Raw genomic sequence first — 24,572 nt, 5'->3', positions numbered from 1 at the left:
CCTGCCTCCGCACTGGCGTCCCGTTTCGGTTGACGGGAACTGGCCGCATGGGTAAGCCCTGCGGGCCGTATAATCCAGCCCTCCAGCACCACGCGGACGCCATCATGACAAAGCCCAGCTTCACCCCCCGCGTCTTTTCCGGGATCAAGCCCTCGGGCGGCTTGCACCTTGGCAACTACCTTGGCGCGATCAAGCGTTTTGTTCAGATGCAGGGCGGCGAGTTCGAGACGATCTATTGCGTCGTCGATCTGCACGCGATCACCGTCTGGCAGAACCCGGCCGAATTGCGCGACGGCACGCGCGAGGTGGCGGCCGGTTTCATCGCGTCGGGCATCGATCCCGAGACATCGATTCTGTTCAACCAGAGCCAAGTCCCCGAACATGCCGAGCTGGCCTGGATCTTCAACTGCGTCGCGCGCGTGGGCTGGATGAACCGGATGACCCAGTTCAAAGACAAGGCCGGCGCCAATGCCGAGGCGGTCAGCCTTGGCCTTTATGCCTACCCCGCGCTGATGGCAGCGGACATCCTGATCTACCACGCCACCCATGTGCCGGTGGGCGAGGACCAGAAGCAGCATGTCGAGCTGACGCGCGACATCGCGGCGAAGTTCAACCACGACTTCAAGGTGGATTTCTTTCCGCTGAGCGAGCCGGTCATCGGCGGCCCGGCCACGCGGGTGATGAACCTGCGCGACGGGACCAAGAAGATGTCGAAGTCCGGCGAATCGGACATGGAACGCATCAACATGACCGACGACGCCGACAGCATCGCCAAGAAGTTCCGCAAGGCCAAGACCGACCCGGCCCCCCTGCCCGACACGTTCGAGGCGCTGGAGGGCCGGCCCGAGGCGCGCAACCTCGTCGATATCTACGCCGCCCTCGCCGACATCACCCCCGAAGAGGTGATCGCGCAATATGCAGGCGCGGGCTGGGGCGTGTTCAAACCGGCGCTGGCCGACCTGGCGGTGGACAAACTGGCCCCGATCAGCACCGAGATGGCCCGCCTGATGGCCGACAAGGCCGAGATCGACCGTATACTTGCCCGCGGCGCCGAACGCGCCCGCGACATCGCCGCGCCGATCCTGCGGCAGACCTACGACATCGTGGGGTTGCTGGGAAAGTGACAGCGGGGGCATCTCCGGGCGGGCTCACTATCCTGAACCTTTATGGGTTGCGGGGGTCCGCGGAGGATTTTGTCGCCGCCACGCAGGCGCTGGCCGACCGGGTGCGCCGCGAGGGGCATCCGGGGGTTCTGTCCTACCGGTTCTGGGTGGATGCTGCGTCCGCACAGGGCCGCGCGGTGATCGACTATGCCGATGCCGCCGCATGGACCGGCCACCATGACATAGCCATGGATTGGCCAGAGATGGCGGCGCTGCACGAGGCAGCCGCGCTGTCCGAGGTCACCTTCCTTGGGAAGGTCACGCCCGAAATATTGGCATGGATGGCAGACGGGCCGCTTCACGCCCGGCTGATCGAAGGCTACGTGCCGTCGGCGGGTTTCGCCCGCTAGGCGCGGCGGTTGCGCTGCGCGCCGCCGTCGACCTCGATCAGTCCTTGGCGCGTTCGACGTAAGAGTTGTCGTCGGTGTTGATCACGATGCGCGTGCCCACGCCGATATGCGGCGGCACCATCACCCGCAGGCCATTATCGACGATCGCGGGCTTGTAGCTGGAGGACGCAGTCTGGCCCTTCACCACCGGTTCGGTCTCGGTGATTTCGAATGTCATCTTCTGCGGCAGGGTGATCGAGATCGCGACCTCCTGATAGGTTTGCAGATAAACCCGGATCCCGTCCTGCAGGTAGACCTTGGCATCGCCGATGACGTCGGGCGTCACGGTGACCTGTTCGTAGGTCTGCGGCTCCATGAAGTGGAAACCCTCGGCATCCTCGTAGAGGAAATCGTATTCCTTCTCGTCCACGTGCGCGCGCTCGACCTGTTCGGTGGTCTTCCACCGCTCGCTGACCTTCACGCCGTCGGAAATGCGGCGCATGTCGATCTGGGTGGTCGGTGTCCCCTTGCCAGGATGGAAGTTGGTGGCGGTCAGCACCACGTAAAGCTTGCCGTCCATCTCCAGGACGTTTCCCTTGCGGACGGAAGAAGCGATGACTTTCACGGGCGGTTCCTTGTCGATTGCGGAGGCGCGCGGTATCTCGGCACCGCGCTTCGGATCGCCCCCTAGCGCATCTGAACCGAAATCGCCAGATCAAAGGCAAGCCGCATGAGTGCCGATACCCCCTGGTGGGACCCTGCCCGCCATGCCGACCGCCGGCCGCTGCTTCTGGCGCGTAACCGGGTGCAGGCGGCGCTGCGCGGCTGGCTGATCGAGGAAGGGTTTATCGAAGTAGACCCTGCGGCTCTGCAAACTTCGCCCGGCAACGAGACGCATTTGCACGCCTTCGCCACGCAGGCCATCGGCAATGACGGGCAGGCGCGGCAGATGTATCTGCACACCTCGCCCGAGTTCGCCATGAAGAAACTTCTGGCTGCGGGCGAGACGCGGATTGCCGCCTTCGCCCATGTCTGGCGCAATCGCGAACGCGGGCGGCTGCACAGCCCCGAGTTTACGATGCTGGAGTGGTATCGCGCGGGCGAGGACTACACCGCCCTGATGGCAGATTGCGTGGCAATGCTGCGGCTGGCGGCCAAGGCGACGGGCGCCACCCAGCTGCGCTTCGGCGATGCCACCTGCGACCCATTCGCGCCGCCCGAACGGCTGGGGGTGGTCGAGGCGTTCCGGCGCCATGCCGGGATCGACCTGATGGCAACGCTGGGCACCGATGGCACGCCCGACGCGGCCGCTCTGGCGGCGCAGGTTGCGGACGGCGGGCTGCGGGTGGTGGCGGACGACACATGGTCGGACCTGCTATCGCGCGTTCTGGTGGCCAAGGTCGAGCCGCACCTGGGCCACGGGCGCGCCACCATCCTCGACCGTTACCCGCTGGCCGAGGCGGCACTGGCCCGCCCCTGTCCCGACGATCCGCGGCTTGCCGAACGGTTCGAGCTTTATGCCTGCGGGGTGGAACTGGCCAACGGTTTCGGAGAGTTGACCGACGCGGACGAACAGCGCCGCCGCTTTACCTCCGACATGAAGGAAAAGGCCCGCATTTATGGCGAGCGCTACCCGATCGACGAGGCGTTTCTTGCCGCGCTGAAGATCATGCCGCAGGCCTCGGGCATCGCGCTGGGCTTTGATCGGTTGGTCATGCTGGCCACAGGGGCGCCGCGGATCGACGACGTGCTTTGGGCGCCGGCGGGATAACAAGTTGCGCAACCGGACAGGCTTCAGCCTGTCATGAAACAGATTCCGACTCGGGCTAACCTCGCGCGTGTGTCGAGGCCCGACTGTCCGCCGCGACACGCGTTTCCAGTGCCCGGCGCCCCCCGGGATTGGTCGCCGGGGCGTCCCACCCGGCAATGACGGACGCGTCCGGGTTTCCCCACCCGGGCGCGTTTTTCGTTGTATCTGGACCTTTGCGCGACCCCACCCTACGGTCCCGCCGTCAATGGCAGGAGGCAGGCATGGCGACGGGCAGCAATATCCGCACATGGTTCAACGGCAGCTGGCACGAAGGCGACGTGGCGATCATGCGCGCGGCCGATCACGGCTCGTGGCTGGGGACCACGGTGTTCGACGGCGCGCGCTACGTGAACGGCCTTGCACCTGACCTCGCCGCGCATTGCGCCCGCGTCAACCGTTCGGCCAAGGCGCTGATGATCACGCCCACCAAGACCGATGACGAGATCGAGGCGCTGGTGCGCGAGGGGCTGGCGCTCTACCCCAAGGACGCGCCGGTCTATATCCGGCCGATGTACTGGGCGCTTGATGGCGACACCTCCGGCATCGTGCCAAAACCGGGCGCCACCGGCTTTGCCATCAGCCTCGAGGAAATTCCCTTTGCCGCGCCCGATGCCTCGACCACGCTGACCACCACGCGGTTCCGCCGCCCGGTACTGGAGGATGCGGTGGTCAACGCCAAGGCGGGCTGCCTTTATCCCAACAACGCCCGGATGCTGGCCGAGGCGCGCGCCAAGGGTTTTGGCAACGCGCTGGTCGCCGATGCGCTGGGCAACGTCGCCGAAAGCGCAAGTGCGAACGTATTCATCGTCAAGGACGGCGAGGTTTTCACCCCGATCGCCAACGGCACGTTCCTCGCCGGGATCACGCGGGCGCGGCACATCTCCAACCTCGCCACCGATGGCGTGAAGGTGCACGAGACGGTGCTGAGCTTCGACGACGTGCGGCGGGCCGACGAGGTCTTCCTGTCGGGCAACATGAGCAAGGTGACCCCCGTCACCGCCTTCGATGACCGCCAGTACCAGGTCGGCCCGATGACCCGCCGGGTGCGCGAGATGTACTGGGACTGGGCCGCGACGGCGGGGTGAGGCGCGGCGGAAAGTTGCGGCGGGCGCTGCGCCTGCTGCTTTGGGTCGCGCCCTTCGGCACGACGGTGCTTTTCGCGCTCTGGACGCTGACGCAGAACCCCTTCGCCCAACCGCTGGTCGCCCGCAGCGCGGTCGAGGTGCAGCGCGCGCTGGACCGGGCGCTGGCGGGCACCGTGACGCCGGACTGGCTGCGCGGGGAACTGGCCGCCGCGCTGGATTCGGGCGATTACGACCGGGTGGTGACGTTGCAGCAGATCGCCGCCGACCAGGGCCTTGCCCCCGACGCCGAAATGCAGGCCCGGATCGACACGCTGACGGCCGAGCGCACGGGGACATGGGCCACGATCCAGGGCTGCGCGCAGTGCATGGCCGATATCGCGACCTGCCCTTCGCTGACGCTGATGGCAACCTGCGCGCTGCCGCTTGAACTGTCGCCGCTGGGCGATCTCAACACCTTGCGGCGCGAGGCGATGAACTGGGCGGCGGGGGACGATGTCGACCGCATTGACGTTACGCTGGCCTTCGTCGGGTTGGCGGCGACGGGGGCGATCGTGCTGTCGGGCGGCACGACGACTTCGGTCAAGATCGGCACCACCGCACTGCGGCTGGCGCGACGGCTGGGCACGCTTACGCCGCGCTTTGCCCGCGAACTGGCGCGGCTGGCCGATATCGGGCTGCGGCCCGCCATGATCGGGGCCTGGGCCATCGGGCGGGCCCCGCTGGACGAGGTCGTGGATACCGTGCGGCTTGGCCGCCTCGCTGATGTGGGCGGCGACATCGCCAAGGTCGCCGGGCACACCTCGCTGACCGACACGATCGTGCTGATGCGCAACGTCGATACCGCCGAGGATGCGGCGAAACTGGCCAAGACCGCCACGGCGATGGGCCCCAAGACGCGGCGCGTCATCGCGGTACTGGGCAAGAACCGCGTGTTCCGCGCGCTGGTGCGGCTGTCGCACCTGACGATCGCGGCATTGGCCGCGCTTTATCTGTCGGCGTTGCAGGCGCTGGCCTTTCTCGCCCACCTTGTCGGGCGCCGCGCGTTCCGGCAGGCGCGGCGGATGGTCTAGCCGGTGACGTAGCGCGCAGCGACACTGACCGGAAAGTTCAACGACCGCGCGATGAAGCAGACCTCGTGGACCTTGCCATGCAGGCTGTCGGCCAACGCCAGGTCGCTGCCGGGCGCGACGGTGATGACCGGGCGTAGCGTGGCCGACACGAAGCGGCCCGCGCCCGAGGGCAGCACCTCGCCCACGCCTTCGGGGGCATCCTCGTAGCCCGTCACCACGATGCCCGCGTCATGGGCAAGGTGCAAAAACCACAGCATGTGGCAGGCCGAAAGCGCGGCAATCAGCATGTCCTCGGGGTTGTACTTGCCCGGATCGCCGCCCAGCGCGGGATCGTTGGAACAGGCAACGGGCGGTTTGCCGGGGGTTTGCAGCGTCCATGTCCGGTCATACCCGCGATAGCGACGGTTGCCGTCGCCCCTGTTGCCGGTCCAGACGATATGGGCGGGGTAAAGATGTGCGGGCATCCAGCGGCTCCTTCCTGCCGGGCCGGGCGCGGCATGCGCCGCCCCGTTGCCAGTGCAATCGGCATCGGCCAATATGCGCTCCGGATCAAGGAGAACCCGATGCGCAAGTTCCTCGTCGTCCTCGACGACACACGCGAGTGCCTGAACGCCATGCGTTTCGCCGCGATGCGGGCCGCCCGGACCGGTGGAGGCGTGACGATCCTGTCAATCATCCGCCCGGACGAGTTCCGCAACTGGATGGGCGTGGCCGAGATCATGCGCGCCGAGGCGACAGAGCGCATTCAGGCCCATTTCGATGTTTTTGCCAAATGGATGCGCGACCGCCAGCACGTGAACCCCGAACTGGTGATCCGCGAAGGCGAGCCGGTGAACGAGATCATCGCCCAGATCGCGGCCGATCCCGAGATCGGCGTGCTGGTGCTAGGCGCGGGAAACGAAAACAAGGGGCCCGGCCCTTTGGTGACCCAACTCAGCCGTCAATCGGGCAGCCTGCCGGTGCCGATCACCATCGTTCCGGGCGAAATGTCGAAGGAACGGCTGGAAGAAATCACCTGATCGGGCGGGCATTCGCGGCTCCCGCCCCTCTCACATCTTGTTGACACTCTGTCACGCGTGACCGGCGTCCAGGCCGTCAGTAGGGGCACAAGGCCCTCTGGCGTGCGCTGATCGCACATCCGGTGGCGCAGCGCCGCACAGCGGGTGCCGACAGGATGAATCCGCGTTCTGTCAAGGGTTTGACCCGGTCACATCCCGGTCGATTTTTCGTGTAGTTCCATCGCCTTCCACAGTGCGTTTCGGCGCCTAGGTGCTGTCGTGTCGATCGGGGCGGGGCGTTTTGCCTGCCTGCCGCGATCCCGAAAATGGAAAGGACAGAACATGAAAGTCACTACTCTTGCTGTTGCTCTTGCGACCACGCTTGGTTCCGCCGGTATGACACTGGCCGCGCCGTCCAGCTACTTCACGCTGCCCCACACGCTGCCCTACAAGGACGTGCTGAACCTCGGCACGATCACGGCCGCCAATGATGGCGTGGTCAAGGTGTTCGCCAATGATGGCGGCAAGCCGGGCGCGTTGCTGGGCATGGTGGACGTGCACCAAGGCGCCAATACCGACGTGAAGGTCAACGTGGGCACTGCGCCTGCAACCGACATCATCGCGGTTCTGACGATCAATGGGCGCGACGCCGCCATGCAGGATTACAACGTGATGGCGCCCAGCCATGGGATGATGTCGCACAACTCGATGATGTAAGGCCCTCCCCCAAGGCCTGCGGGGCTGCCCTCCTACCGGGCGGCCCCGCTCTTTTCGGGGGCCGACCTTGACTTGGCCTCGCGCCACGGGCATATCTGAAGCCTGACAGAAAAGGTTGGTAAAGATGTTCATCCAGACCGAATCCACCCCGAACCCCGCGACGCTGAAGTTCCTGCCCGGTCAGGACGTGCTGGAGGTTGGCACAGCCGATTTTCCCACAGCGGACAGTGCCGGGCCGTCGCCCCTTGCGACGCGTCTTTTCGCGGTCGAGGGTGTTACCGGCGTGTTTCTGGGCGTGGATTTCGTGACCGTGACCAAGGCCGATGACATTGCTTGGGATCACCTGAAACCGGCGGTTCTGGGCGCGATCATGGAGCATTTCCAGTCGGGTCAGCCGGCGATGACCAACGGCCGGGCCACCGGCGACGGGCACGCCGCGCATGACGGCGAAGATGCCGACATCGTCAACCAGATCAAGGAGTTGCTCGACACTCGCGTGCGCCCAGCCGTGGCGCAGGACGGTGGCGACATCACCTTCCACGGCTTTGACCGCGGCATCGTCTACCTGCATATGCAAGGCTCTTGCGCGGGCTGCCCCTCATCCACTCTGACGCTGAAGATGGGGATCGAGAACCTGCTGCGCCATTTCATTCCCGAGGTCGTTGAAGTTCGCCCCGTGGCTGCCTGATCGGCACACGATGCCCGGTCCAACCGTTCTGGCATTCGATACAGCGGCGGCGCATTGCGCCGCCGCCATTCTGTCTGGTGGCCAGACGCGAGCATGGGTGGAACCCATGGCGAAAGGGCAGGCCGAGCGGCTGATGCCATTTCTGGAAGCTTGTTTGGCCGAGGCCGGTCTGCGTTGGGCCGATCTTGACGCGCTCGGCGTGGGCACCGGGCCAGGCAACTTCACCGGCATCCGCATTGCCGTGGCTGCAGCGCGCGGTCTTGCACTGGGCCTTGGCAAACCCGCCTATGGAATCGACCGATTCACCGTCCTCGCCGATGGGCAGCAGCGGCCGATTGCCGCGCTCGTTCCCGCGCCGCGAGGACAGGTTTACCTGCGGCTTTTCAGCGCGGACGGGGCCGAGGCGCCGCAGCTTGTGCCCGAGGGCACGCCGCCCGGCGCGCCCCTTGCCCCCGATCTTGACGCGGCCACCTCGCTTTCCCGGATCGCCGCCATCACCGCGCAGCGGCTGGCCGATGGCCTGCCGGCGGAGCGCCCGGCACCGCTTTACGTCAGGGGCGCCGAGGCCGCGCCGCCGCGTGATCCCGCGCCTGTCCTGCTGCCATGACAGCGGCTGATCCCGGCGCGCTGGCGCGCCTGCATGCCGACAGCTTCGTCACGCCCCGGCCCTGGAGCGCGGCCGAGATTGCCGAAGTGCTGGCAGGCCCCGGCAGCTTTCTGCACCAAAGCGCACATGGCTTTGTGATTGGCCGGGTCATCGCCGACGAGGCCGAGTTGCTGACCATCGCCGTCGCCCCAGCCGCACGCCGCCGCGGAGAGGGCCGCGCGCTGGTCGCGGCCTTTCTTGCCGAAGCCGCCAAGCGCGGCGCGGCGCATGCATTTCTGGAAGTCGCAGCCGATAATGCGGCGGCCCGTGCGCTTTACCTCGCGGCAGGTTTTGCCGAATCGGGGCGGCGCAAGGCGTATTATCATCCGCCCGCCGGGCCGGCCGTCGATGCCCTTGTGATGACATGCCCGCTTGGGGCCGGCCATTGATTTGATCGTTTGGTCAAGGATGCACGCAGAAGTGCGAAATATCGGTTGACCGCCCCCTATCTCTGCTCCCTAAATTGACTTTGACACGCCAGATGTCAGTAACTTCGGGGGGCCAAAGGCGCCCCGTCCGGGTTGCCTAACACGTCAAGGGAGACACCAATGACCCTCTTTCAGAAATTCCTCGGGGCGACCGCCGCGCTTGCCCTGACGGCCGGTGCCGTGGCAGCCGAGCCAGCGATCATCTTCGACCTCGGCGGCAAGTTCGACAAGTCGTTCAACGAATCCGCCTTCAACGGCGCGCAGCGTTGGGCGCAGGAAACCGGCGGCACCTTCGCCGAGACCGAGCTGCAATCGGACGCCCAGCGCGAACAGGCCCTTCGCCGCTTCGCCGAGGCCGGCGACAACCCGATCGTGATGGCCGGCTTCTCGTTCGCGACGCCGCTGGGCGACATCGCCGGCGACTATCCAGACACCAAGTTCGTCATCATCGACGCCGTGGTTGACGCGCCCAACGTGCGCTCCGTGGTGTTCTCGGAGCATGAAGGTTCCTACCTCGTGGGCATGCTGGCCGCGATGGCCTCCAAGACCGGCACCGTGGGCTTCGTCGGCGGCATGGACATTCCGCTGATCCGCAAGTTCGGCTGCGGCTATGCCCAGGGCGTTCTGGCCGTGAACCCCGATGCCAAGATCATCGCCAACATGACCGGCACCACCCCGGCCGCGTGGAACGACCCAGTGAAGGGTTCCGAGCTGACGCTGGCGCAGATCAGCCAGGGCGCCGACGTGGTCTATGCCGCGGCGGGCGGCACCGGCGTGGGCGTGCTGCAAACCGCTGCCGACAAGGGCATCCTGTCGATCGGCGTGGACAGCAACCAGAACTACCTGCACCCCGGCCAGGTCCTGACCTCGATGGTCAAGCATGTCGACAACGCCGTTTATGACGCGTTCAAGGCCGGCACCGACCTGACGACCGGCGTCAACGTGATGGGCGTGGCCAATGGCGGCGTGGGCTATGCCCTCGACGACAACAACGCCAGCCTGATCACCGACGAGATGAAGGCCAAGGTGGACGAGGCCGCGGCCAAGATCGCCGACGGCACGATCAAGGTGCATGACTACACCACCGACGAGACCTGCCCCGGCCTGACCTTCTAAGGCTGGCGGCAAGGCCGTGACTGACAGGGGCCGCGCATCAAGACGTGCGCGGCCCTCTTTTCTATATCCGACGCAGGCGCCCCCGACATGACCGACGCGACACCCGCCATCGAGCTTCGCGGCATCTCCAAGGCCTTCGGCCCCGTCCAGGCGAACAAGGACATCTCGATCCGGGTGATGCCCGGTACGATCCACGGCATCATCGGCGAAAACGGCGCGGGCAAATCGACGCTGATGTCGATCCTCTACGGGTTTTACAAGGCCGACTCGGGCGAGATCTTCATCAATGGCAAGAAGACAGCCATCCCCGATAGCCAGGCCGCCATCGAGGCGGGCATCGGGATGGTTTTCCAGCATTTCAAACTGGTCGAGAATTTCACAGTTCTGGAAAACGTCATCCTTGGCGCCGAAGATGGCATGTTGTTGCGGCCCAGCCTTGCCAAGGCGCGTCAGCAACTCAAGCAATTGGCCGAAGAATACGAGCTTTCCGTCGATCCCGACGCGCTGATCGAGGATATCGGCGTCGGCGCGCAACAGCGGGTCGAGATACTCAAGGCGCTTTATCGCAAGGCCGACATCCTGATTCTGGACGAGCCCACGGGCGTGCTGACGCCTGCCGAGGCCGATCACCTGTTCCGCATCCTCGAGAACCTCAAACGCGAGGGCAAGACGATCATCCTGATCACGCACAAGCTGCGCGAGATCATGGAGATCACCGACGAGGTCAGCGTGATGCGGCGCGGCCAGATGGTGGGGCATGTCAGCACCGCAAACACGTCGCCGCCGGAGCTGGCCGAACTGATGGTGGGCCGCAAGGTGCTGCTGCGGGTCGACAAGAAACCCGCCACACCCGGCGCGCCCGTGCTGCAGGTGCGTGACCTGAAGGTGACGGACGACAAGGGCGTGCATCGCCTGCGCGGCATCTCCTTCGAGGTGCGCGCGGGCGAGATCCTCGGCATTGCCGGGGTGGCGGGCAACGGGCAGTCGGAACTGCTGGAAGTGCTGGGCGGATACGAGCGCGGCACCGGCGAGATCCTTCTCAACGGTCAGCCCATCGACGCCACGCTGCGCCATTCGAACGGGCGCACAAGGCGCGAAAGCGGCATTTCCCACGTCCCCGAGGACCGGCAGCGCGAAGGGCTGATCATGGACTTCTCGGCCTGGGAGAACATCGCCTTCGGTTATCACAACGCGCCGGAATACCAGCAGTCGCGCCTGTTCATGAAGAACGCCGCGATCCGCGCCGCGACCGAAGAGAAAATGCAGAAATTCGACGTCCGCCCGCCCAACCCGTTGCTGGCGGCCAAGAATTTCTCCGGCGGGAACCAGCAGAAACTGGTTCTGGCGCGCGAGATCGACCGCAATCCCGACCTGCTGCTGGTGGGTCAGCCGACGCGGGGTGTGGACATCGGCGCGATCGAGTTCATCCACCAGCAGATCGTGGCGCTGCGCGACGCGGGAAAGGCGATCTTGCTGGTCTCGGTCGAACTGGACGAGATCATGAGCCTTGCCGACCGGATCGCGGTGATGTTCGACGGGCGCATCATGGGCGAGCGCTTGCCAGACAAGACCAACGCCAAGGAACTGGGCCTGCTGATGGCCGGCATGAGCGGGGAGGCCGCCTGAGATGGAAAAGATGCCGAAATGGGCCGATGTGATCCTGATCCCGGTCATCTCGCTTCTGCTGGCCGGGATCATCTCGGCGCTGGTGATCATGGCGATCGGCGAAGACCCGGTAAAGGCGCTGTGGATCATGGTCGATGGCGCCACCGGTTCGGCCTATAACTGGGGCTATACCCTTTATTACACGACGAATTTCATCTTTACCGGCCTCGCCGTGGCGGTCGCTTTCCATGCGCGGATGTTCAACATCGGCGGCGATGGGCAGGCGTCGATCGGCGGTCTGGGCGTGGCGCTGGTCTGCATCTACCTGCCCTGGCCGCACTGGTCTTTGGCGCTGCTGGCGGCGGCGGTGGGCTCGGCCCTGTTCGGCGCGGCCTTCGCGCTGATCCCGGCATGGCTGCAGGCCAAGCGCGGCAGCCACATCGTGATCACCACGATCATGTTCAACTTCATCGGCGCGGCGCTGTTGAATTACCTCCTTGTCGGCCCTCTGAAACCAATGGGGTCGATGGAACCTGCGACCGGCAAGTTTCCCAAAGTCACCAGTATCCCCAACTTCCATGACATTCTGGGTATGTTCGGCATCCCGTTCTCGCGCGGGGCGCCGGCCAATATCAGCTTCTTCATCGCCATTGCCGCCTGTTTCGCGGTCTGGGCGCTGATCTGGCGGACGCGGCTGGGCTACGAAATCCGCGCCTTTGGCCATTCCGAACCGGCGGCGAAATATGCCGGCATCAATCCCACGCGCATCATCGTCGTCTCGATGCTGATCTCGGGCGCGCTGGCGGGCATGATGTCGCTCAATAACGTGATGGGCGAGGCCGAACGGCTGGTGCTCAACTCGACTGAAGGGGCGGGCTTTATCGGCATCGCGGTGGCGCTGATGGGCCGCTCGCACCCGTTCGGGGTGTTTCTTGCGGCCCTGCTTTTCGGCGCGCTTTACCAGGGCGGCGCCATTCTCAGCCAGGATACCAACATCCCGGTGCAGCTTGTGCTGGTGATCCAGGCGCTGGTGATCCTGTTCACCGGCGCGCTCGACAACATGGTGCGGATGCCGCTGGAAAAGCTGTTTCTTGCGCTGCGGCGCAAACCGGCGCCCGCCCCCAAACCCACGCCGGCGGAGTAAGGCCATGGACCTGATCACCATCCTGCAAGTGCTGGACGCCACGGTGCGGCTGTCGGTGCCGCTGTTGCTGGCTTGTCTTGCCGGCCTCTTCTCGGAACGCGCGGGCATCTTCGACATCGGGCTGGAAGGCAAGATGCTGGTCTCGGCCTTCATGTCGGCTGCGGTGGCCGCGGTCACCGGATCGGTCTGGGTCGGGCTTCTGGCGGGCATCGGTGCGTCGCTGGTACTGGCGGGCATCCACGGGCTCGCCTCGATCACCTTCCGCGGCAACCAGCTGATCTCGGGCGTCGCGATCAACTTTCTGGCCTCGGGCATGACCGTTCTGATGGCGCAAAGCTGGTTCCAGCAGGGCGGCCGCACCCCGTCGCTGCGGGGCGCCGCGCGGTTCAACGACATCAATCTGCCTTATGTCGACCAACTCAAGGACGTGCCGGTCATCGGGCCGATCTATGCGGACCTGATTTCTGGCCATACGATCCTTGTTTACGTCGCGCTGGCCTGCGTGCCGCTGACATGGTGGGCGCTTTACCGTACCCGGTTTGGCCTGCGCCTGCGCGCAGTGGGCGAGAATCCTGCCGCCGTGGATACCGCGGGGGTCAGCGTGATCGGCATGCGCTTTGCCGCGGTGGCGATCTGCGGCGTGTTGTCCGGCATCGCGGGGGCCTACCTGTCCACCGGTCTGCAAGCGGGTTTCATCAAGGACATGACGGCCGGGCGCGGCTATATCGCGCTGGCTGCGCTTATCTTTTCCAAGTGGCGCCCGTGGTACGCGCTGATGGCCACGTTCCTGTTCGGCTTTCTGCAGGCGTTGGCACTGCGTCCCGACCTGCTGGAGAAGGTGCTGTTCGTGAAGGTACAGGTACAGCTGCTGGATGCGCTGCCCTACATCCTGACCGTGGTGATCCTCGCCGGTTTTGTCGGCAAGGCGATTCCGCCGCGCGCCGGGGGCGAGCCCTATGTCAAGGAACGCTGAGGCGCTTGCCGACGAGATCCGCGCCATTGCCGGTCCGGCACCTGTCGCGCTGGGGCTGATCCTCGGGTCGGGTCTGGGCCATATCGCGGACGCGGTTGACGGGCCGGCCATCCCCTATGACGCGCTGCCGGGCTTCCCGCATGCAGGCGTATCGGGGCACGCCCCACGGCTGGTGGTCGGGATGCTGGAGGGCGTGCGCGTGGCCGTCTTCGGTGGGCGCGCGCACTATTACGAGGCTGGTAACCCGGCGGCGATGCGCCTGCCGCTGGAGGTGCTGCGCGCGCTGGGGGCGGACAAGCTGATCGTGACAAATGCGGCCGGATCGCTGCGCGCGGAGATGCCGACCGGGTCGATCATGTGCATCACCGATCATATCAATTTTTCCGGACTGAATCCGCTGATCGGCGAGCAGACAGATGCCCGCTTCGTTCCAATGACGGCGGCCTATGACCCGGATATGCGGTCCGCGCTCGTCAGCGCGGCGCGGGACGGCGGGGTGGACTTGGCCGAGGGTGTTTACGCCTGGTATTCCGGGCCGTCGTTCGAAACCCCGGCCGAGATCCGGGCGATTCGCACATTGGGTGCCGATGCGGTGGGCATGTCTACGGTGCCGGAAGTGATTCTGGCGCGTTTTCTGGGCCTGCGGGTCGCAGCGATTTCGACCATCACGAATATGGCTGCTGGCCTTGGGACAGAGGCGATCAGCCACGCGCATACCAAGGCAATGGCCCCAATCGGTGCGACAAAGCTGGAAAAGGTGCTGCGCCGGGCGCTGGCGCAGCTCTGAGCAGGTGTCTGCATCCGGCGCGCGCCCGCCACATATTCTAAAAATCACATCCTTTTGCGGCCGAGGGGTTTGACAGCCGGGGCGCAAATGCGTCAGGTGGGGTCGATCCCGCCGGTGCCGGACTCGCGACACATGTATCTCTACCTTCCCATCGCCGAAATCTCGGTGAACGCCTTTCTGATCCTCGGGATCGGTGGCGGGGTGGGCATCCTGTCGGGCATGTTCGGGGTTGGCGGCGGGTTCCTGATCACGCCGCTGCTGTTCTTCATCGGCATCCCGCCTGCCGTCGCGGTGGCGACTTCGACCAATCAGATCGTCGCCTCGTCCGTTTCGGCGCTGATGGCCCATATCCGGCGCCGCACGGTAGATTTCTTCATGGGCAGCGTCTTGCTGGTCGGTGGCCTTCTGGGCTCTGCAGTGGGGATCGTGATCTTCAACTTCCTCAAGTCGCGCGGACAGGTCGACCTGCTGGTCAACATCTCCTACGTGGTGCTGCTGGGCGCAGTCGGGTCGTTGATGTTCGTCGAAAGCCTTGGTGCGCTGATCCGCGCGCGCCGGCCGGGCGGTGCGCCACCGGTGCGCAAGCGGCACGGCTGGGTGCATACCCTGCCCTTCAAGGTGAAGTTCCGGGTGTCGGGCCTCTACATCTCGGTGATTCCACCGATCATCGTGGGATTCCTCGTCGGCATGATCTCGGCGATCATGGGCGTGGGCGGCGGATTCATCATGGTCCCGGCGATGATCTATCTGCTGGGCATCCCCACGAAGGTCGTCATCGGCACTCAGCTTTTCCAGATTATCTTCGTGACCGGTTTCACCACGATGCTGCAGGCAGTCACCAACCATGCCGTCGATATGGTGCTGGCGCTGCTCCTTCTGCTCGGGGGCGCGGTGGGCGCACAGATCGGCGCGCGCATCGGCACCCGGATGAAGGCCGAACAGCTGCGCATCCTGTTGGCGCTGGTCGTGCTGGGCGTCTGCGTCAAGCTGGGACTTGGCCTTGTCCTGAAGCCCAACGAGCTTTTCTCGCTGGCTTCCGCGGTATGAAACTGCGCCTCGCCCTTCTTCTGCTGCTTGCGCTGGCCGGTCCCGCAGGTGCGGATGAAAAGATCGTGCTGGGCCTCAGCCAGAATTCGGTGACGATCTCGACCAATTTCGACGGCGAGAACATCCTGATTTTCGGCGCCGTAAACCGCGATTCGCCTCCGCCACGCGACAGCCTGATGGGGGTGATCATTACTGTCGCCGGCCCCGAAAGCCCGCTGACCGTGCGGCAGAAGGAACACCGGTTCGGTATCTGGATCAACACGAACTCGGTCCATGTCGATTCCGCGCCGTCCTATTACGCGGTGGCCACCACCGCGCCGCTCAGCCTGATCCTGAAAGAGATCGAGGACGTCCGCTACAAGATCTCGATCCCGCGCGCGATCCGGCAGGTCGGCGCGCTGGTCACCAACAGTCAGGATTATACCGAGGCGCTGATCCGGATCCGGCAGAAATCGGGCCTTTATCAGGTGCTGCAAGGATCCGTGACGCTGGACCAGAACACCCTGTTCGGGACCCGCATTCCGATGCCGTCAAACCTTGTCGAGGGCGACTACAAGACCCGCATCTTCCTGACCCGCAATGGTCAGGTCATCGACGAATACGACACCACGATTCCGGTCTACAAGGTCGGACTGGAGCGGTGGCTTTACAACCTGGCCCACCAGCACGCCTACCTTTACGGGGCGCTGTCGCTGGTGATCGCAGTGCTGGCCGGCTATGGTGCCTCTGCCATTTTCGAACGGTTGCGGCGTTAAACTTCGCCCGGCTCAAGCGCCAAGGGTGCGGGCCCGGCACGCAGATCGTCGATCCCCAGCGGCGCGGTCGGGCGACCGAGCCTGTTACGGACCACCCAGCGCAGCCGCGTTTGAGCCCTTGTGATGGCGACATAAGCAAGCCGTTTCCACAAAGGCTGCCCCGCCTCCACCCGGCCCATCCGCGCGGCGACGAAGATGTCGGGCGCAAAGACCTGCACCGTATCCCATTGCGAGCCTTGTGCCTTGTGGATGGTCACGGCCGCCCCGTGCAGAAATGCCGCCCCCATCTTGGCGGCATAGGGAATGAAAGGCTCGGTATCGCCCTCCTGCTCGATCTTGACGATGCTGGCGGCACTGACCTGCGGCTCTTCGGCACCGATGACATGCAGGCGGCTGAAGCCGGGATTACGGCCGGGGCCAAGGTAGATGACCTGTGCGCCCTTGATCAGGCCGCGCGCCTCAAGGTCCAGCCGGCGTTTGCGATGCTTGAGCGGCAGTTCGATCCCGTCGCAGATCAGCGGCTCGCCCGGAAGGAGGTTGTCGACCGGGGCGTCGAAGGCGGCGCGAAAGGCATGGATTAGCTTGATCCGCGTGGCGTTGCGCCAGACCAGCACGGGCGAGCGCGCCATCAGATCGGCCTCGACCCGTTCGGCCATGACCACCCTGTCGTCGCGGCGGGCGGCCTCGGCCACCATATCCTCGAACCCTTGGAAATCCAGCGCCGGATCGGCCAGCGCATGGGCGAGATCGAGGATGGGGTTGTCGGCATCCTGCCTGTGGACGCGGTGCAGCACCCGTTTGCGCGGGTCCGGTAACGTGTCGAACACCATCTGGCCATTGCCCTGCACTGGCGGCAGTTGCGCCGGATCCCCGAAGAGCAGCAGGGTCGGGAATATCTCTTTCAGGTCATCGAACTGCCGCTCGTCCAGCATCGAGGATTCATCGACAAAGCCGATGTCGAGCGGGTCTTCGCGCCGCTTCCAGCCGGTAATGAAATCGCTGCCACGCAACCCGGCCGCGGCCAACGCGGCCGGGACCGAGGTATTGATCTGGTAACCGGCCCAGGCGCGGTCCAGCGCGACCTCGCTCAGCCCTTCGATGACAGGCCGGTCACCCTGCCCGGCCAGCCACTCGGCGACCTTTTCGTATTCCGGGTCATAGACGGGGGTGTAGATGATCCGGTGGATGGTGGTGGCCGGCACGCCCTGATTGCGCAGCACGCTGGCGGCCTTGTTGGTGGGCGCCAGCACGGCAAGCGTACGGCGGTCCTTGCGCCGGCGCCCCTCCCAGTCGCCCGAGATAACATCAACGCCCGCATCGCGCAGCGCCCGGACCATCGCGGCCAGCAGCATCGTCTTGCCCGATCCTGCCTTGCCGATCACGGCCATCACGCCCGCCTCCTTGCCCTCGGGCGGGGTAAGGATACCGTTTTCAATGTCGATGCCCGCCCCTTGCAGAAGCTCCGCAACGGCATCCCAAGCCTCGGCCTGGTCTGATGAAAGGGTGAACGGCGAGGGCTGGGCAGCGACAGGTGCGGTCATGCGCGCACCCTAGCCGCGCCGCAGCGTCAGGACCAGAGCGCCCGGCGCCGACGCAGTCGCCTTTCAGGGGCCGGGACGGGCGCGCGCATTGGCGGCAAACGTGGCGGCATCGTCGCGCGCGGGATGAGTGGCACCCTGGCCCGCACGCCGGCGCGCGGCGATGTCGTCGATGGCCGCTGCGCGGGCCGCTTCAAGTTGGCCAGCAAATGACGGCAGATCGTTCAGCCTTGCAAAGACCTGCAAGTCGTCGAGTACGTCGATGATCCAGTTGTTTCCCATCCGCGGCCTTTCCAGCAAGGGGTGACGATATCCTTGCAGGCCACGCTATCACGTCAGAAGTAAACAAGATGTTGGTGGATGTGGTGGCCGCGCCCTCTAGCGGATCGAATCGGCCACCGCGTCCTCGAAGGTGCGCAAACCCGTGCGGGGCGATTGCACCAGCACCGCCATATTGCCCGGCTTATGCTCGTTCCGGCGCATCTTGGTATGGGCGGACGGAGTATCGGCCCAGCTGAACACCTCGGACATGCACGGGTCCAGCCGACGCTCGATCATCAATTGGTTGGCGGCGCTGGCCTGCTTGAGGTTGGCAAAGTGGCTGCCCTGTACCCGCTTCTGGTGCATCCAGAGATAGCGCGCATCCATCGTCAGGTTGTAGCCGGTCGTGCCGGCACAGATCACCACCATGCCGCCGCGTTTGGTCACGAAGACGCTGACCGGAAACGTGCTTTCGCCCGGATGTTCGAACACCATGTCGACATTCACACCCTTGCCGGTGATCTCCCAGATCGCCTTGCCAAACCTGCGCACCTCGGCGAACCACGTCTTGTATTCGGGCGTGTTGACGGTGGGCATCTGGCCCCAGCAGGCGAAATCCTTGCGGTTGATCACGCCTTTTGCGCCAAGGCTCATGACAAAGTCGCGCTTGTCCTCGTCGCTGATCACCCCGATCGCGTTGCCGCCAGCGGTGTTAATCAGCTGGATCGCGTAAGAGCCCAGACCGCCCGATGCGCCCCAGACCAGCACGTTATGCCCCGGCTTCAATTCGTGCGGCTTGTGGCCAAACAGCATGCGATAGGCGGTGGCCAGCGTCAGCGTGTAGCAGGCGCTTTCCTCCCATGTCAGGTGGCGCGGGCGCGCCATCAGCTGCTGGGACTGGACACAAGTGAACTGGGCAAAGCTGCCATCGGGCGTCTCATAGCCCCAGATCCGCTGGCTGGGCGAGAACATCGGGTCGCCGCCGTTGCATTCCTCGTCGTCGCCGTCGTCCTGATTGCAGTGGATGACGACCTCGTCACCGACTTTCCAGCGCTTCACCTTGTCCCCCACGGCCCAGACGATGCCCGCGGCGTCAGATCCGGCAATGTGATACTCGGCGCCATGGACGTCAAAGGGGCTGATCGGCACACCGAGCCCGGCCCAGACGCCGTTGTAGTTCACGCCCGCCGCCATCACCATGACCAGCACCTCGTGGCTGTCGGGCTGCGGCGTGTCGACCACCTCGACCTGAAACGCCGTCTCGGGCTCGCCATGACGCTCGCGCCGGATGGTCCATGCGTACATCCGCGCCGGGACATAGCCCAAGGGAGGCATCTCGCCCACCTCATAAAGCTCTTTCTTCGGCGCGTCGTAGGTGGCCACGGGCGGGGTCTGATCGAGGGCCATGCGGGTTCTCCTCCCTGGGCATCACGGCTGTTGCCGCGCCGCAGAATCGACGCGTTGGCCCAGAGATAGAACTTGATGCGCAATATTGCAATGCAGGCGGACATAAATTTGTAATTTTATGTCCGCCGCACTGCAGCGTTTTTGATGTCAGCTCAACGTGTAGGTGCCCACGCGGCAGACATTGATGTTGCTCTCGACGGCACTGCTGCCGTCAGCAAAGACGATCTTGAAGTCGAAGTTGCAGTAGCGCGACCCATCATTGAAGTTGATGTTCACCGACTGGCCGGGCAGCAGGACGTCCTGACCAAGAATGTCCTCTTCCCATGAATTGGTGCCTACGTTCGAGCCGTAGAAGCGATAGATCGTGCGATTGGTATGATTCACGATGCGCACGTGGCGATCGACGGCAGCGTAGGTGGTGGTCGTTGTCGTCGTATCGCAGCCCGCAAGGGTCATGCCAACCAGCGCGGCGGCGAGCGTAGTCCTCAAGTACATGTGAAAATCTCCTGTTGCCTTCGGCGAAATTCCGCCCAGACAGAGCCTAGGAAACCAAAGTGGACCTGACAAGAAATTACCTGTGACGGGTCTAGAAGTGGTGCGCGATGGAGTCGGCGTAAAAGCCCAGCACATCGGCGGCATCGGGGGCGGCGCGCAGGCCATTTGCGTCTTCCAGCACCAGCTTGCGCTTGATCAGGATATCAAGCGCATCACTGGTGATCTTGGCGGCGTCGCGACGCGGCAGCGCCACACCCCGGCTTGCCAGCACATCAAGGGCGCCCTGCACCGCGATGCGCAGTTCGGCTCGGTCAGTCACGGCCCCGGCAAGCATCAGCCGGGCCACCAGCGGCACTGGCAAGACCGGGATCACAGCGGCGATCCGTTTCATCATCTCGGCACCCAATGCGGTGCCGAGATCCGCCTTCACGGTGTCAATGAATGGACCTAGATCCAGCGGTTCGCCGAAGCTGACAGAGGCGGTGCCGAACGGTTTGAACCGCCGGGTGATGCGCTGCCACAAATGTTCTGCGAGCGCGGCCGTAACGGTGGACAGCGGTGGTCGGAACCGGCGTTCGCCTGCCTTGCCCGCAGCAATCAGGATGCGGTCCTCGATCACCCGGTCATAGTTCACCGCCACCGGCACGAAGATGACAGCGCGCCCGTCAGGTTGGTAGGCCGAGATGATGTAGCGCAACAACCCCAGCTTGGGCGGAGCCAGTCGGCCATTCAGGCTGAGCCCGCCTTCGGGAAACACCGCCTGCGCCACACCGCCCTGCGTGGCCATCTGAACGTAGCGCGCAAGAATCCGGCGATAGAGGCCTCCGCGCGATTTGCGCCGGATGAAGAAGGCCCCCATCATCCGGATCACCGTCGACAGCGGCCAGACACGGGCCCATTCGCCCACCGCGTAGGACAGCGCACCGGCCCGTGCGGCAAGATAGGTGACAAGGAAGTAGTCCATGTTGCTGCGGTGGTTGATGACAAAAACCACGGCCGCCTGCGGGTCTATCGCCTCAAGCCGGTCACGGTCGAAGGCACCCAGCCGGATCCGGTAAAGCGAGCGCGACATCCAGCTGGCCAGCCGCGTGCCGAACGTGAAATAGGCCGTGGCCGAGAACGACGGCACGATCTCGCGCGCATAGCGGCGGGCCTGTTCGAAGGCGACGTTCTCGGGCACGCCTTCGGCCTTGGCGTGCTCGACAATGGCGCGGGTTACGTCGGGGTCGTAAAGCAGCCGCTGGATCATGTCGTGCCGGCGGGCCAGCTTGAACGGCTCGATCGGGCGGGTCAGGCGCTGATTGAGGCGAGCCACCAGGCGCTCGGCGCGCTTTCGAAAGAACCAGCGCACCGAGGGAAACAGGAAATGCGACGCGAAGGTCACCGCCGCGAAGAGCAGGATCAGCACCAGCAGCCAGAGCGGGATCGCGACCGTCGTGAACATGGCCGGACGGTCGCAGGAAACGCGACGCTGGTAAAGCGGCGCGCGTGGCCTCAGCCGAAGGCGAGCGCAGCCAACAGGATGACCAGCAACAGCAGCGCGGTCGAGAGGCGGGCGAGTTTCGGCGCGCGAGCCTGCGCCGCCGCATCGCCCTTTGCGGCATTCGCCGCATTTTCGCGTGCGTAAAACACCACGCAGGCCAGCACGAAAACCGCCGTCAGCTTGGCCCCGAACCACAGGCCCAGCGGCTTGTTCACACCGATCAGCAGAAGCACTGTGCCGGTTGTTACCAGCGTGCCCAGCGCCATCAGCCCGGCATTGGCGATGCGCCCGCGCAGGGCGCCAAGGGCTGCGCGACCTTCGGGCGGGGCGTTGGCAAGCGCACGGGCCACCATCGGCATGCCGAACGACGCCAGACCAGCCAGCGCCAAGGCAGCAAGGTGGACCGCCAATACAACGTCAAAGAACAGGGTCATTGGGCCGATCTCTTGTGCGTGGCTGAGGTTGCACCATCGCACCGCGCCGGACGGGCGGCAAGCGGCGCAATGCCGCGCTGCGGCGAATTGACATTGGCACAAAATGTCCGGTAGGTGTTTTCAAACGTAATTTTATTACCTGAAGGACTGCCGATGCCACAGACCCAGAAGGACCGCCCGTGGCTCTTTCGGACCTATGCCGGACATTCAACGGCCGCGGCGTCGAACGCGCTTTATCGCGGTAACCTTGCCAAGGGCCAGACTGGCCTGTCTGTGGCTTTCGACCTTCCCACGCAGACGGGATATGACAGCGACCATCCGCTGGCACGGGGCGAGGTTGGCAAGGTTGGCGTTCCGATTTGCCATCTCGGGGACATGCGGATGTTGTTCGATGGTCTGCCGCTGTACCAGATGAATACCTCGATGACGATCAACGCCACGGCGCCGTGGCTTTTGTCGCTCTACATTGCGGTGGCCGAGGAACAGGGCGCCGATATTTCTGCGCTGCAGGGCACTGTTCAGAACGATATCGTCAAGGAATATCTCAGCCGCGGCACCTATATCTGCCCACCCGCGCCGTCGCTGCGGATGATTACGGATGTCGCGGCCTACACCCGCGAGCACCTGCCGAAATGGAACCCGATGAACGTGTGTTCCTACCATCTGCAGGAGGCTGGCGCGACACCGGAACAGGAACTTGCCTTTGCACTGGCCACAGCAATTGCCGTCCTCGACGATCTGCGGGCAAAGGTACCTGAAACGGCATTTCCGGAGATGGTTGGCAGGATCTCGTTCTTCGTCAATGCGGGGATCCGTTTCGTGACCGAGTTGTGCAAGATGCGCGCCTTCACCGAGCTGTGGGACGAGATCTGCCGCGAGCGTTACGGTGTGACCAAGGAGAAGTACCGCCGCTTTCGCTACGGGGTGCAGGTCAACTCGCTGGGCTTGACCGAACAGCAGCCCGAGAACAACGTCTACCGTATCCTGTTGGAAATGCTCGCCGTTACGCTTTCAAAGAATGCCCGCGCGCGGGCTGTTCAATTGCCGGCATGGAACGAGGCCCTGGGCCTTCCGCGGCCTTGGGACCAGCAATGGTCCCTGCGGATGCAGCAAATTCTAGCTTACGAATCGGATTTGCTGGAATACGAGGACCTTTTCGACGGCAATCCGGCGATAGCGCGAAAAGTTGAAGAGCTCAAAGAATCAGCAAAATTGGAAATGGCTCAGATCGCAGGAATGGGTGGCGCCATCAAAGCGATCGACTACATGAAGTCGCGCCTGGTGGACAGCAACGCCGCCCGCATCGCGGCCATCGAGGCGGGCGAGACGGTGGTGGTGGGCGTGAACCGCTGGCAGAACGCAGAGCCTTCGCCCCTGACGGCGGGCACCGACACGATCATGGTCGTGGATCCTGCCGCCGAAGCCGACCAGCTGGAACGGCTGGCCGCATGGAAGACGGCGCGCGACGCCAGCGCAGTCGCCACCGCGCTGGCAGGGCTGCGCCGTGCCGCCTCGGGCGGACAAAACATCATGCCAGCCTCGATTGCCTGCGCGCGTGCCGGCGTCACCACCGGGGAATGGGCCGAGGTCGTCCGTGACATCTTTGGATTTTATCGCGGGCCCACGGGCGTTTCACCGCATCCCTCGAACAGAACCGAAGGTTTGGATGACTTGCGGGCGCAGGTTGATGCCGTCAGCGCCAGGCTGGGCCATCGGCTTCGGTTCCTGATGGGCAAGCCGGGGCTTGATGGCCATTCGAACGGGGCCGAACAAATTGCCGCTCGGGCGCGCGATTGCGGCATGGCCATCACCTATGACGGCATTCGCATGACACCCGAAGAGATCGTCGTTACGGCCCTGCGAGAAAAGGCGGACGTTATCGGCCTGTCGATCCTGTCGGGCTCTCACTTGCCGCTGGTGAAAGAGGTGATGTCCGGGCTTGTCACCGCCGGGCTTGGCCATGTCCCGGTGATCGTGGGCGGCATCATTCCGGACGCCGATTTGGCAAGCCTGCACGAGATGGGCGTGGCGAGAGTTTACACGCCGAAGGATTTCGAATTGAATCGGATCATTGCAGACATCGTCGCTTTGGTCGATACTGACGACATCGCTGCAGAATAAATCGAAATTGAATTAGCCCATATTGACCTATACTTTAGTGTAGTATACGTCGGTATCCATTGCCATTCCCGCCGGTTTAGATACCGCATGAACCGCGGAGTTGTCCGAGAGAAACCGGGCAACCATTTTGGAGAGTTGGATGAACATTGATCTAGACACGATGTCCCGCCGGGAGCTGGAAACGCTCCGCGTCGACATCGATAAAGCGCTGGTAAGGGTTGCACAGCGCGAACGCGAAATGGCACGGAAGGCTGCTGAAGAAGCTGCCGCCGCGCACGGCTTTTCCTTGGCCGAATTGACGGGTGCTTCGGGTCGCGGACGGGCGAAATCGGCCTCGAGCGGGGCGAAGAATCCGGCGCGTTATCGCAATCCGGCGAATCCGGCGGAAACCTGGTCAGGCCGCGGGCGCAAACCCGGCTGGATCAAGGACGCCGAGGCGAAAGGCATCGACATTTCCACGATGGAAATCTGA

Annotated in this window: 27 protein-coding genes; 19 read left to right on the top strand and 8 right to left on the bottom strand. The window is 64.5% G+C overall.

The annotated features are described in order from the left end of the window. Window positions 1-104 precede the first annotated feature (104 nt). On the top strand, window positions 105-1,124 hold the full coding sequence (gene trpS, locus GC146_RS10980; RefSeq protein ID WP_291838117.1) for a tryptophan--tRNA ligase: 1,020 nt from the start codon (window positions 105-107) through the stop codon (window positions 1,122-1,124). 47 nt (window positions 1,125-1,171) lie between these two features. Further along, window positions 1,172-1,513, top strand: a complete 342-nt coding sequence (locus tag GC146_RS10975; protein ID WP_291838114.1) for a hypothetical protein — start codon at window positions 1,172-1,174, stop codon at window positions 1,511-1,513. 37 nt (window positions 1,514-1,550) lie between these two features. Here the strand turns inward: GC146_RS10975 and efp are convergent, their stop codons facing one another. Beyond that, window positions 1,551-2,117: an elongation factor P gene (gene efp, locus GC146_RS10970; protein ID WP_291838112.1), complete on the bottom strand. Its 567-nt coding sequence runs from the start codon at window positions 2,115-2,117 to the stop codon at window positions 1,551-1,553. 105 nt (window positions 2,118-2,222) lie between these two features. On the opposite strand from efp, the gene epmA reads away from it, so the two are divergent. The 3 genes from epmA to GC146_RS10955 all read left to right on the top strand — a co-directional run bounded on the left by epmA (window position 2,223) and on the right by GC146_RS10955 (window position 5,457). Next, window positions 2,223-3,263, top strand: a complete 1,041-nt coding sequence (gene epmA, locus GC146_RS10965) for an EF-P lysine aminoacylase EpmA (protein ID WP_291838111.1) — start codon at window positions 2,223-2,225, stop codon at window positions 3,261-3,263. 260 nt (window positions 3,264-3,523) lie between these two features. Next, the gene (locus GC146_RS10960) at window positions 3,524-4,387 is read left to right on the top strand and encodes a branched-chain amino acid aminotransferase (protein ID WP_291838108.1); all 864 of its coding nucleotides are present in this window, start codon (window positions 3,524-3,526) and stop codon (window positions 4,385-4,387) included. 14 nt (window positions 4,388-4,401) lie between these two features. Continuing rightward, complete coding sequence (locus GC146_RS10955) at window positions 4,402-5,457, top strand: hypothetical protein (protein WP_291838105.1); 1,056 nt, start codon at window positions 4,402-4,404, stop codon at window positions 5,455-5,457. On the opposite strand, the gene GC146_RS10950 is transcribed toward GC146_RS10955, so the two are convergent. Then, a complete protein-coding gene (locus tag GC146_RS10950; RefSeq protein ID WP_291838103.1) occupies window positions 5,454-5,921 on the bottom strand; it encodes an OsmC family protein in 468 nt (155 codons plus the stop codon). The two genes, GC146_RS10955 and GC146_RS10950, sit on opposite strands and share 4 nt — an antisense overlap. Before the next feature lie 99 nt (window positions 5,922-6,020). On the opposite strand from GC146_RS10950, the gene GC146_RS10945 reads away from it, so the two are divergent. The 12 genes from GC146_RS10945 to GC146_RS10890 all read left to right on the top strand — a co-directional run bounded on the left by GC146_RS10945 (window position 6,021) and on the right by GC146_RS10890 (window position 16,361). Next, window positions 6,021-6,476, top strand: a complete 456-nt coding sequence (locus GC146_RS10945) for a universal stress protein (protein ID WP_291838100.1) — start codon at window positions 6,021-6,023, stop codon at window positions 6,474-6,476. A gap of 321 nt (window positions 6,477-6,797) precedes the next feature. Then, window positions 6,798-7,172, top strand: a complete 375-nt coding sequence (locus GC146_RS10940) for a hypothetical protein (protein ID WP_291838098.1) — start codon at window positions 6,798-6,800, stop codon at window positions 7,170-7,172. Between the two features lie 124 nt (window positions 7,173-7,296). Next, a complete protein-coding gene (locus GC146_RS10935; RefSeq protein WP_291838095.1) occupies window positions 7,297-7,860 on the top strand; it encodes a NifU family protein in 564 nt (187 codons plus the stop codon). 10 nt (window positions 7,861-7,870) lie between these two features. Next, on the top strand, window positions 7,871-8,467 hold the full coding sequence (gene tsaB / locus GC146_RS10930; RefSeq protein ID WP_291838092.1) for a tRNA (adenosine(37)-N6)-threonylcarbamoyltransferase complex dimerization subunit type 1 TsaB: 597 nt from the start codon (window positions 7,871-7,873) through the stop codon (window positions 8,465-8,467). Further along, entirely contained in the window at window positions 8,464-8,895 is a 432-nt protein-coding gene (gene rimI, locus GC146_RS10925) for a ribosomal protein S18-alanine N-acetyltransferase (RefSeq protein ID WP_291838089.1), read from the top strand. The genes tsaB and rimI overlap by 4 nt, the downstream gene beginning before the upstream one ends. A 159-nt stretch (window positions 8,896-9,054) precedes the next feature. Then, window positions 9,055-10,050, top strand: coding sequence for a BMP family ABC transporter substrate-binding protein (locus GC146_RS10920; protein ID WP_291838086.1), 996 nt, complete (start codon window positions 9,055-9,057; stop codon window positions 10,048-10,050). Between the two features lie 87 nt (window positions 10,051-10,137). After that, the gene (locus GC146_RS10915) at window positions 10,138-11,676 is read left to right on the top strand and encodes an ABC transporter ATP-binding protein (RefSeq protein ID WP_291838084.1); all 1,539 of its coding nucleotides are present in this window, start codon (window positions 10,138-10,140) and stop codon (window positions 11,674-11,676) included. A 1-nt stretch (window position 11,677) separates the two neighbouring features. Continuing rightward, on the top strand, window positions 11,678-12,799 hold the full coding sequence (locus GC146_RS10910; protein ID WP_291838082.1) for an ABC transporter permease: 1,122 nt from the start codon (window positions 11,678-11,680) through the stop codon (window positions 12,797-12,799). A 4-nt stretch (window positions 12,800-12,803) separates the two neighbouring features. Beyond that, window positions 12,804-13,772, top strand: coding sequence for an ABC transporter permease (locus tag GC146_RS10905; protein WP_291838080.1), 969 nt, complete (start codon window positions 12,804-12,806; stop codon window positions 13,770-13,772). Continuing rightward, window positions 13,756-14,559, top strand: coding sequence for a purine-nucleoside phosphorylase (locus tag GC146_RS10900; protein WP_291838078.1), 804 nt, complete (start codon window positions 13,756-13,758; stop codon window positions 14,557-14,559). Before GC146_RS10905 ends, GC146_RS10900 begins: the two co-directional genes overlap by 17 nt. A 132-nt stretch (window positions 14,560-14,691) precedes the next feature. Then, a complete protein-coding gene (locus GC146_RS10895; RefSeq protein WP_291838528.1) occupies window positions 14,692-15,606 on the top strand; it encodes a sulfite exporter TauE/SafE family protein in 915 nt (304 codons plus the stop codon). Then, window positions 15,603-16,361, top strand: a complete 759-nt coding sequence (locus GC146_RS10890; protein WP_291838076.1) for a TIGR02186 family protein — start codon at window positions 15,603-15,605, stop codon at window positions 16,359-16,361. The genes GC146_RS10895 and GC146_RS10890 overlap by 4 nt, the downstream gene beginning before the upstream one ends. Here the strand turns inward: GC146_RS10890 and GC146_RS10885 are convergent. From GC146_RS10885 to GC146_RS10860, 6 genes are all read right to left on the bottom strand, one after another. After that, on the bottom strand, window positions 16,358-17,902 hold the full coding sequence (locus GC146_RS10885; RefSeq protein WP_291838073.1) for an AAA family ATPase: 1,545 nt from the start codon (window positions 17,900-17,902) through the stop codon (window positions 16,358-16,360). The two genes, GC146_RS10890 and GC146_RS10885, sit on opposite strands and share 4 nt — an antisense overlap. Before the next feature lie 63 nt (window positions 17,903-17,965). Next, window positions 17,966-18,181, bottom strand: a complete 216-nt coding sequence (locus tag GC146_RS10880; RefSeq protein WP_291838071.1) for a hypothetical protein — start codon at window positions 18,179-18,181, stop codon at window positions 17,966-17,968. A 96-nt stretch (window positions 18,182-18,277) separates the two neighbouring features. Beyond that, window positions 18,278-19,567: a crotonyl-CoA carboxylase/reductase gene (gene ccrA, locus GC146_RS10875; RefSeq protein WP_291838068.1), complete on the bottom strand. Its 1,290-nt coding sequence runs from the start codon at window positions 19,565-19,567 to the stop codon at window positions 18,278-18,280. A gap of 147 nt (window positions 19,568-19,714) precedes the next feature. Continuing rightward, window positions 19,715-20,062 (bottom strand): hypothetical protein, encoded by a 348-nt coding sequence (locus tag GC146_RS10870; protein WP_291838067.1) that lies wholly within the window; start codon window positions 20,060-20,062, stop codon window positions 19,715-19,717. A gap of 91 nt (window positions 20,063-20,153) precedes the next feature. After that, entirely contained in the window at window positions 20,154-21,506 is a 1,353-nt protein-coding gene (locus GC146_RS10865) for a 1-acyl-sn-glycerol-3-phosphate acyltransferase (RefSeq protein ID WP_291838065.1), read from the bottom strand. Window positions 21,507-21,556: 50 nt separating this feature from the next. Then, window positions 21,557-21,979, bottom strand: coding sequence for a hypothetical protein (locus GC146_RS10860; protein WP_291838063.1), 423 nt, complete (start codon window positions 21,977-21,979; stop codon window positions 21,557-21,559). 153 nt (window positions 21,980-22,132) lie between these two features. On the opposite strand from GC146_RS10860, the gene GC146_RS10855 reads away from it, so the two are divergent. Both GC146_RS10855 and GC146_RS10850 read left to right on the top strand, forming a co-directional pair. Next, a complete protein-coding gene (locus GC146_RS10855) occupies window positions 22,133-24,100 on the top strand; it encodes a protein meaA (RefSeq protein ID WP_291838061.1) in 1,968 nt (655 codons plus the stop codon). Between the two features lie 139 nt (window positions 24,101-24,239). Further along, window positions 24,240-24,572: an H-NS histone family protein gene (locus GC146_RS10850; RefSeq protein ID WP_291838059.1), complete on the top strand. Its 333-nt coding sequence runs from the start codon at window positions 24,240-24,242 to the stop codon at window positions 24,570-24,572.

Source organism: Limimaricola sp. (genome assembly GCF_016125575.1).
GTDB lineage: Bacteria > Pseudomonadota > Alphaproteobacteria > Rhodobacterales > Rhodobacteraceae > WGLM01.
This window is presented reverse-complemented; position numbering and strand designations above follow the sequence as displayed.

Bases quoted from the DNA above. Each gene is read 5' to 3' on its own strand.
- GC146_RS10850 (WP_291838059.1), top strand. From the start codon at position 24,240: ATGAACATTGATCTAGACACGATGTCCCGCCGGGAGCTGGAAACGCTC.
- GC146_RS10920 (WP_291838086.1), top strand. From the start codon at position 9,055: ATGACCCTCTTTCAGAAATTCCTCGGGGCGACCGCCGCGCTTGCCCTG.
- rimI (WP_291838089.1), top strand. From the start codon at position 8,464: ATGACAGCGGCTGATCCCGGCGCGCTGGCGCGCCTGCATGCCGACAGC.
- trpS (WP_291838117.1), top strand. From the start codon at position 105: ATGACAAAGCCCAGCTTCACCCCCCGCGTCTTTTCCGGGATCAAGCCC.
- GC146_RS10935 (WP_291838095.1), top strand. From the start codon at position 7,297: ATGTTCATCCAGACCGAATCCACCCCGAACCCCGCGACGCTGAAGTTC.
- GC146_RS10890 (WP_291838076.1), top strand. From the start codon at position 15,603: ATGAAACTGCGCCTCGCCCTTCTTCTGCTGCTTGCGCTGGCCGGTCCC.
- GC146_RS10865 (WP_291838065.1), bottom strand. From the start codon at position 21,506: ATGTTCACGACGGTCGCGATCCCGCTCTGGCTGCTGGTGCTGATCCTG.
- GC146_RS10915 (WP_291838084.1), top strand. From the start codon at position 10,138: ATGACCGACGCGACACCCGCCATCGAGCTTCGCGGCATCTCCAAGGCC.
- GC146_RS10945 (WP_291838100.1), top strand. From the start codon at position 6,021: ATGCGCAAGTTCCTCGTCGTCCTCGACGACACACGCGAGTGCCTGAAC.
- GC146_RS10870 (WP_291838067.1), bottom strand. From the start codon at position 20,062: ATGTACTTGAGGACTACGCTCGCCGCCGCGCTGGTTGGCATGACCCTT.
- ccrA (WP_291838068.1), bottom strand. From the start codon at position 19,567: ATGGCCCTCGATCAGACCCCGCCCGTGGCCACCTACGACGCGCCGAAG.
- GC146_RS10895 (WP_291838528.1), top strand. From the start codon at position 14,692: ATGTATCTCTACCTTCCCATCGCCGAAATCTCGGTGAACGCCTTTCTG.
- GC146_RS10855 (WP_291838061.1), top strand. From the start codon at position 22,133: ATGCCACAGACCCAGAAGGACCGCCCGTGGCTCTTTCGGACCTATGCC.
- tsaB (WP_291838092.1), top strand. From the start codon at position 7,871: ATGCCCGGTCCAACCGTTCTGGCATTCGATACAGCGGCGGCGCATTGC.
- GC146_RS10940 (WP_291838098.1), top strand. From the start codon at position 6,798: ATGAAAGTCACTACTCTTGCTGTTGCTCTTGCGACCACGCTTGGTTCC.
- GC146_RS10860 (WP_291838063.1), bottom strand. From the start codon at position 21,979: ATGACCCTGTTCTTTGACGTTGTATTGGCGGTCCACCTTGCTGCCTTG.
- GC146_RS10950 (WP_291838103.1), bottom strand. From the start codon at position 5,921: ATGCCCGCACATCTTTACCCCGCCCATATCGTCTGGACCGGCAACAGG.
- GC146_RS10880 (WP_291838071.1), bottom strand. From the start codon at position 18,181: ATGGGAAACAACTGGATCATCGACGTACTCGACGACTTGCAGGTCTTT.
- GC146_RS10900 (WP_291838078.1), top strand. From the start codon at position 13,756: ATGTCAAGGAACGCTGAGGCGCTTGCCGACGAGATCCGCGCCATTGCC.
- GC146_RS10910 (WP_291838082.1), top strand. From the start codon at position 11,678: ATGGAAAAGATGCCGAAATGGGCCGATGTGATCCTGATCCCGGTCATC.
- GC146_RS10905 (WP_291838080.1), top strand. From the start codon at position 12,804: ATGGACCTGATCACCATCCTGCAAGTGCTGGACGCCACGGTGCGGCTG.
- GC146_RS10885 (WP_291838073.1), bottom strand. From the start codon at position 17,902: ATGACCGCACCTGTCGCTGCCCAGCCCTCGCCGTTCACCCTTTCATCA.
- GC146_RS10960 (WP_291838108.1), top strand. From the start codon at position 3,524: ATGGCGACGGGCAGCAATATCCGCACATGGTTCAACGGCAGCTGGCAC.
- epmA (WP_291838111.1), top strand. From the start codon at position 2,223: ATGAGTGCCGATACCCCCTGGTGGGACCCTGCCCGCCATGCCGACCGC.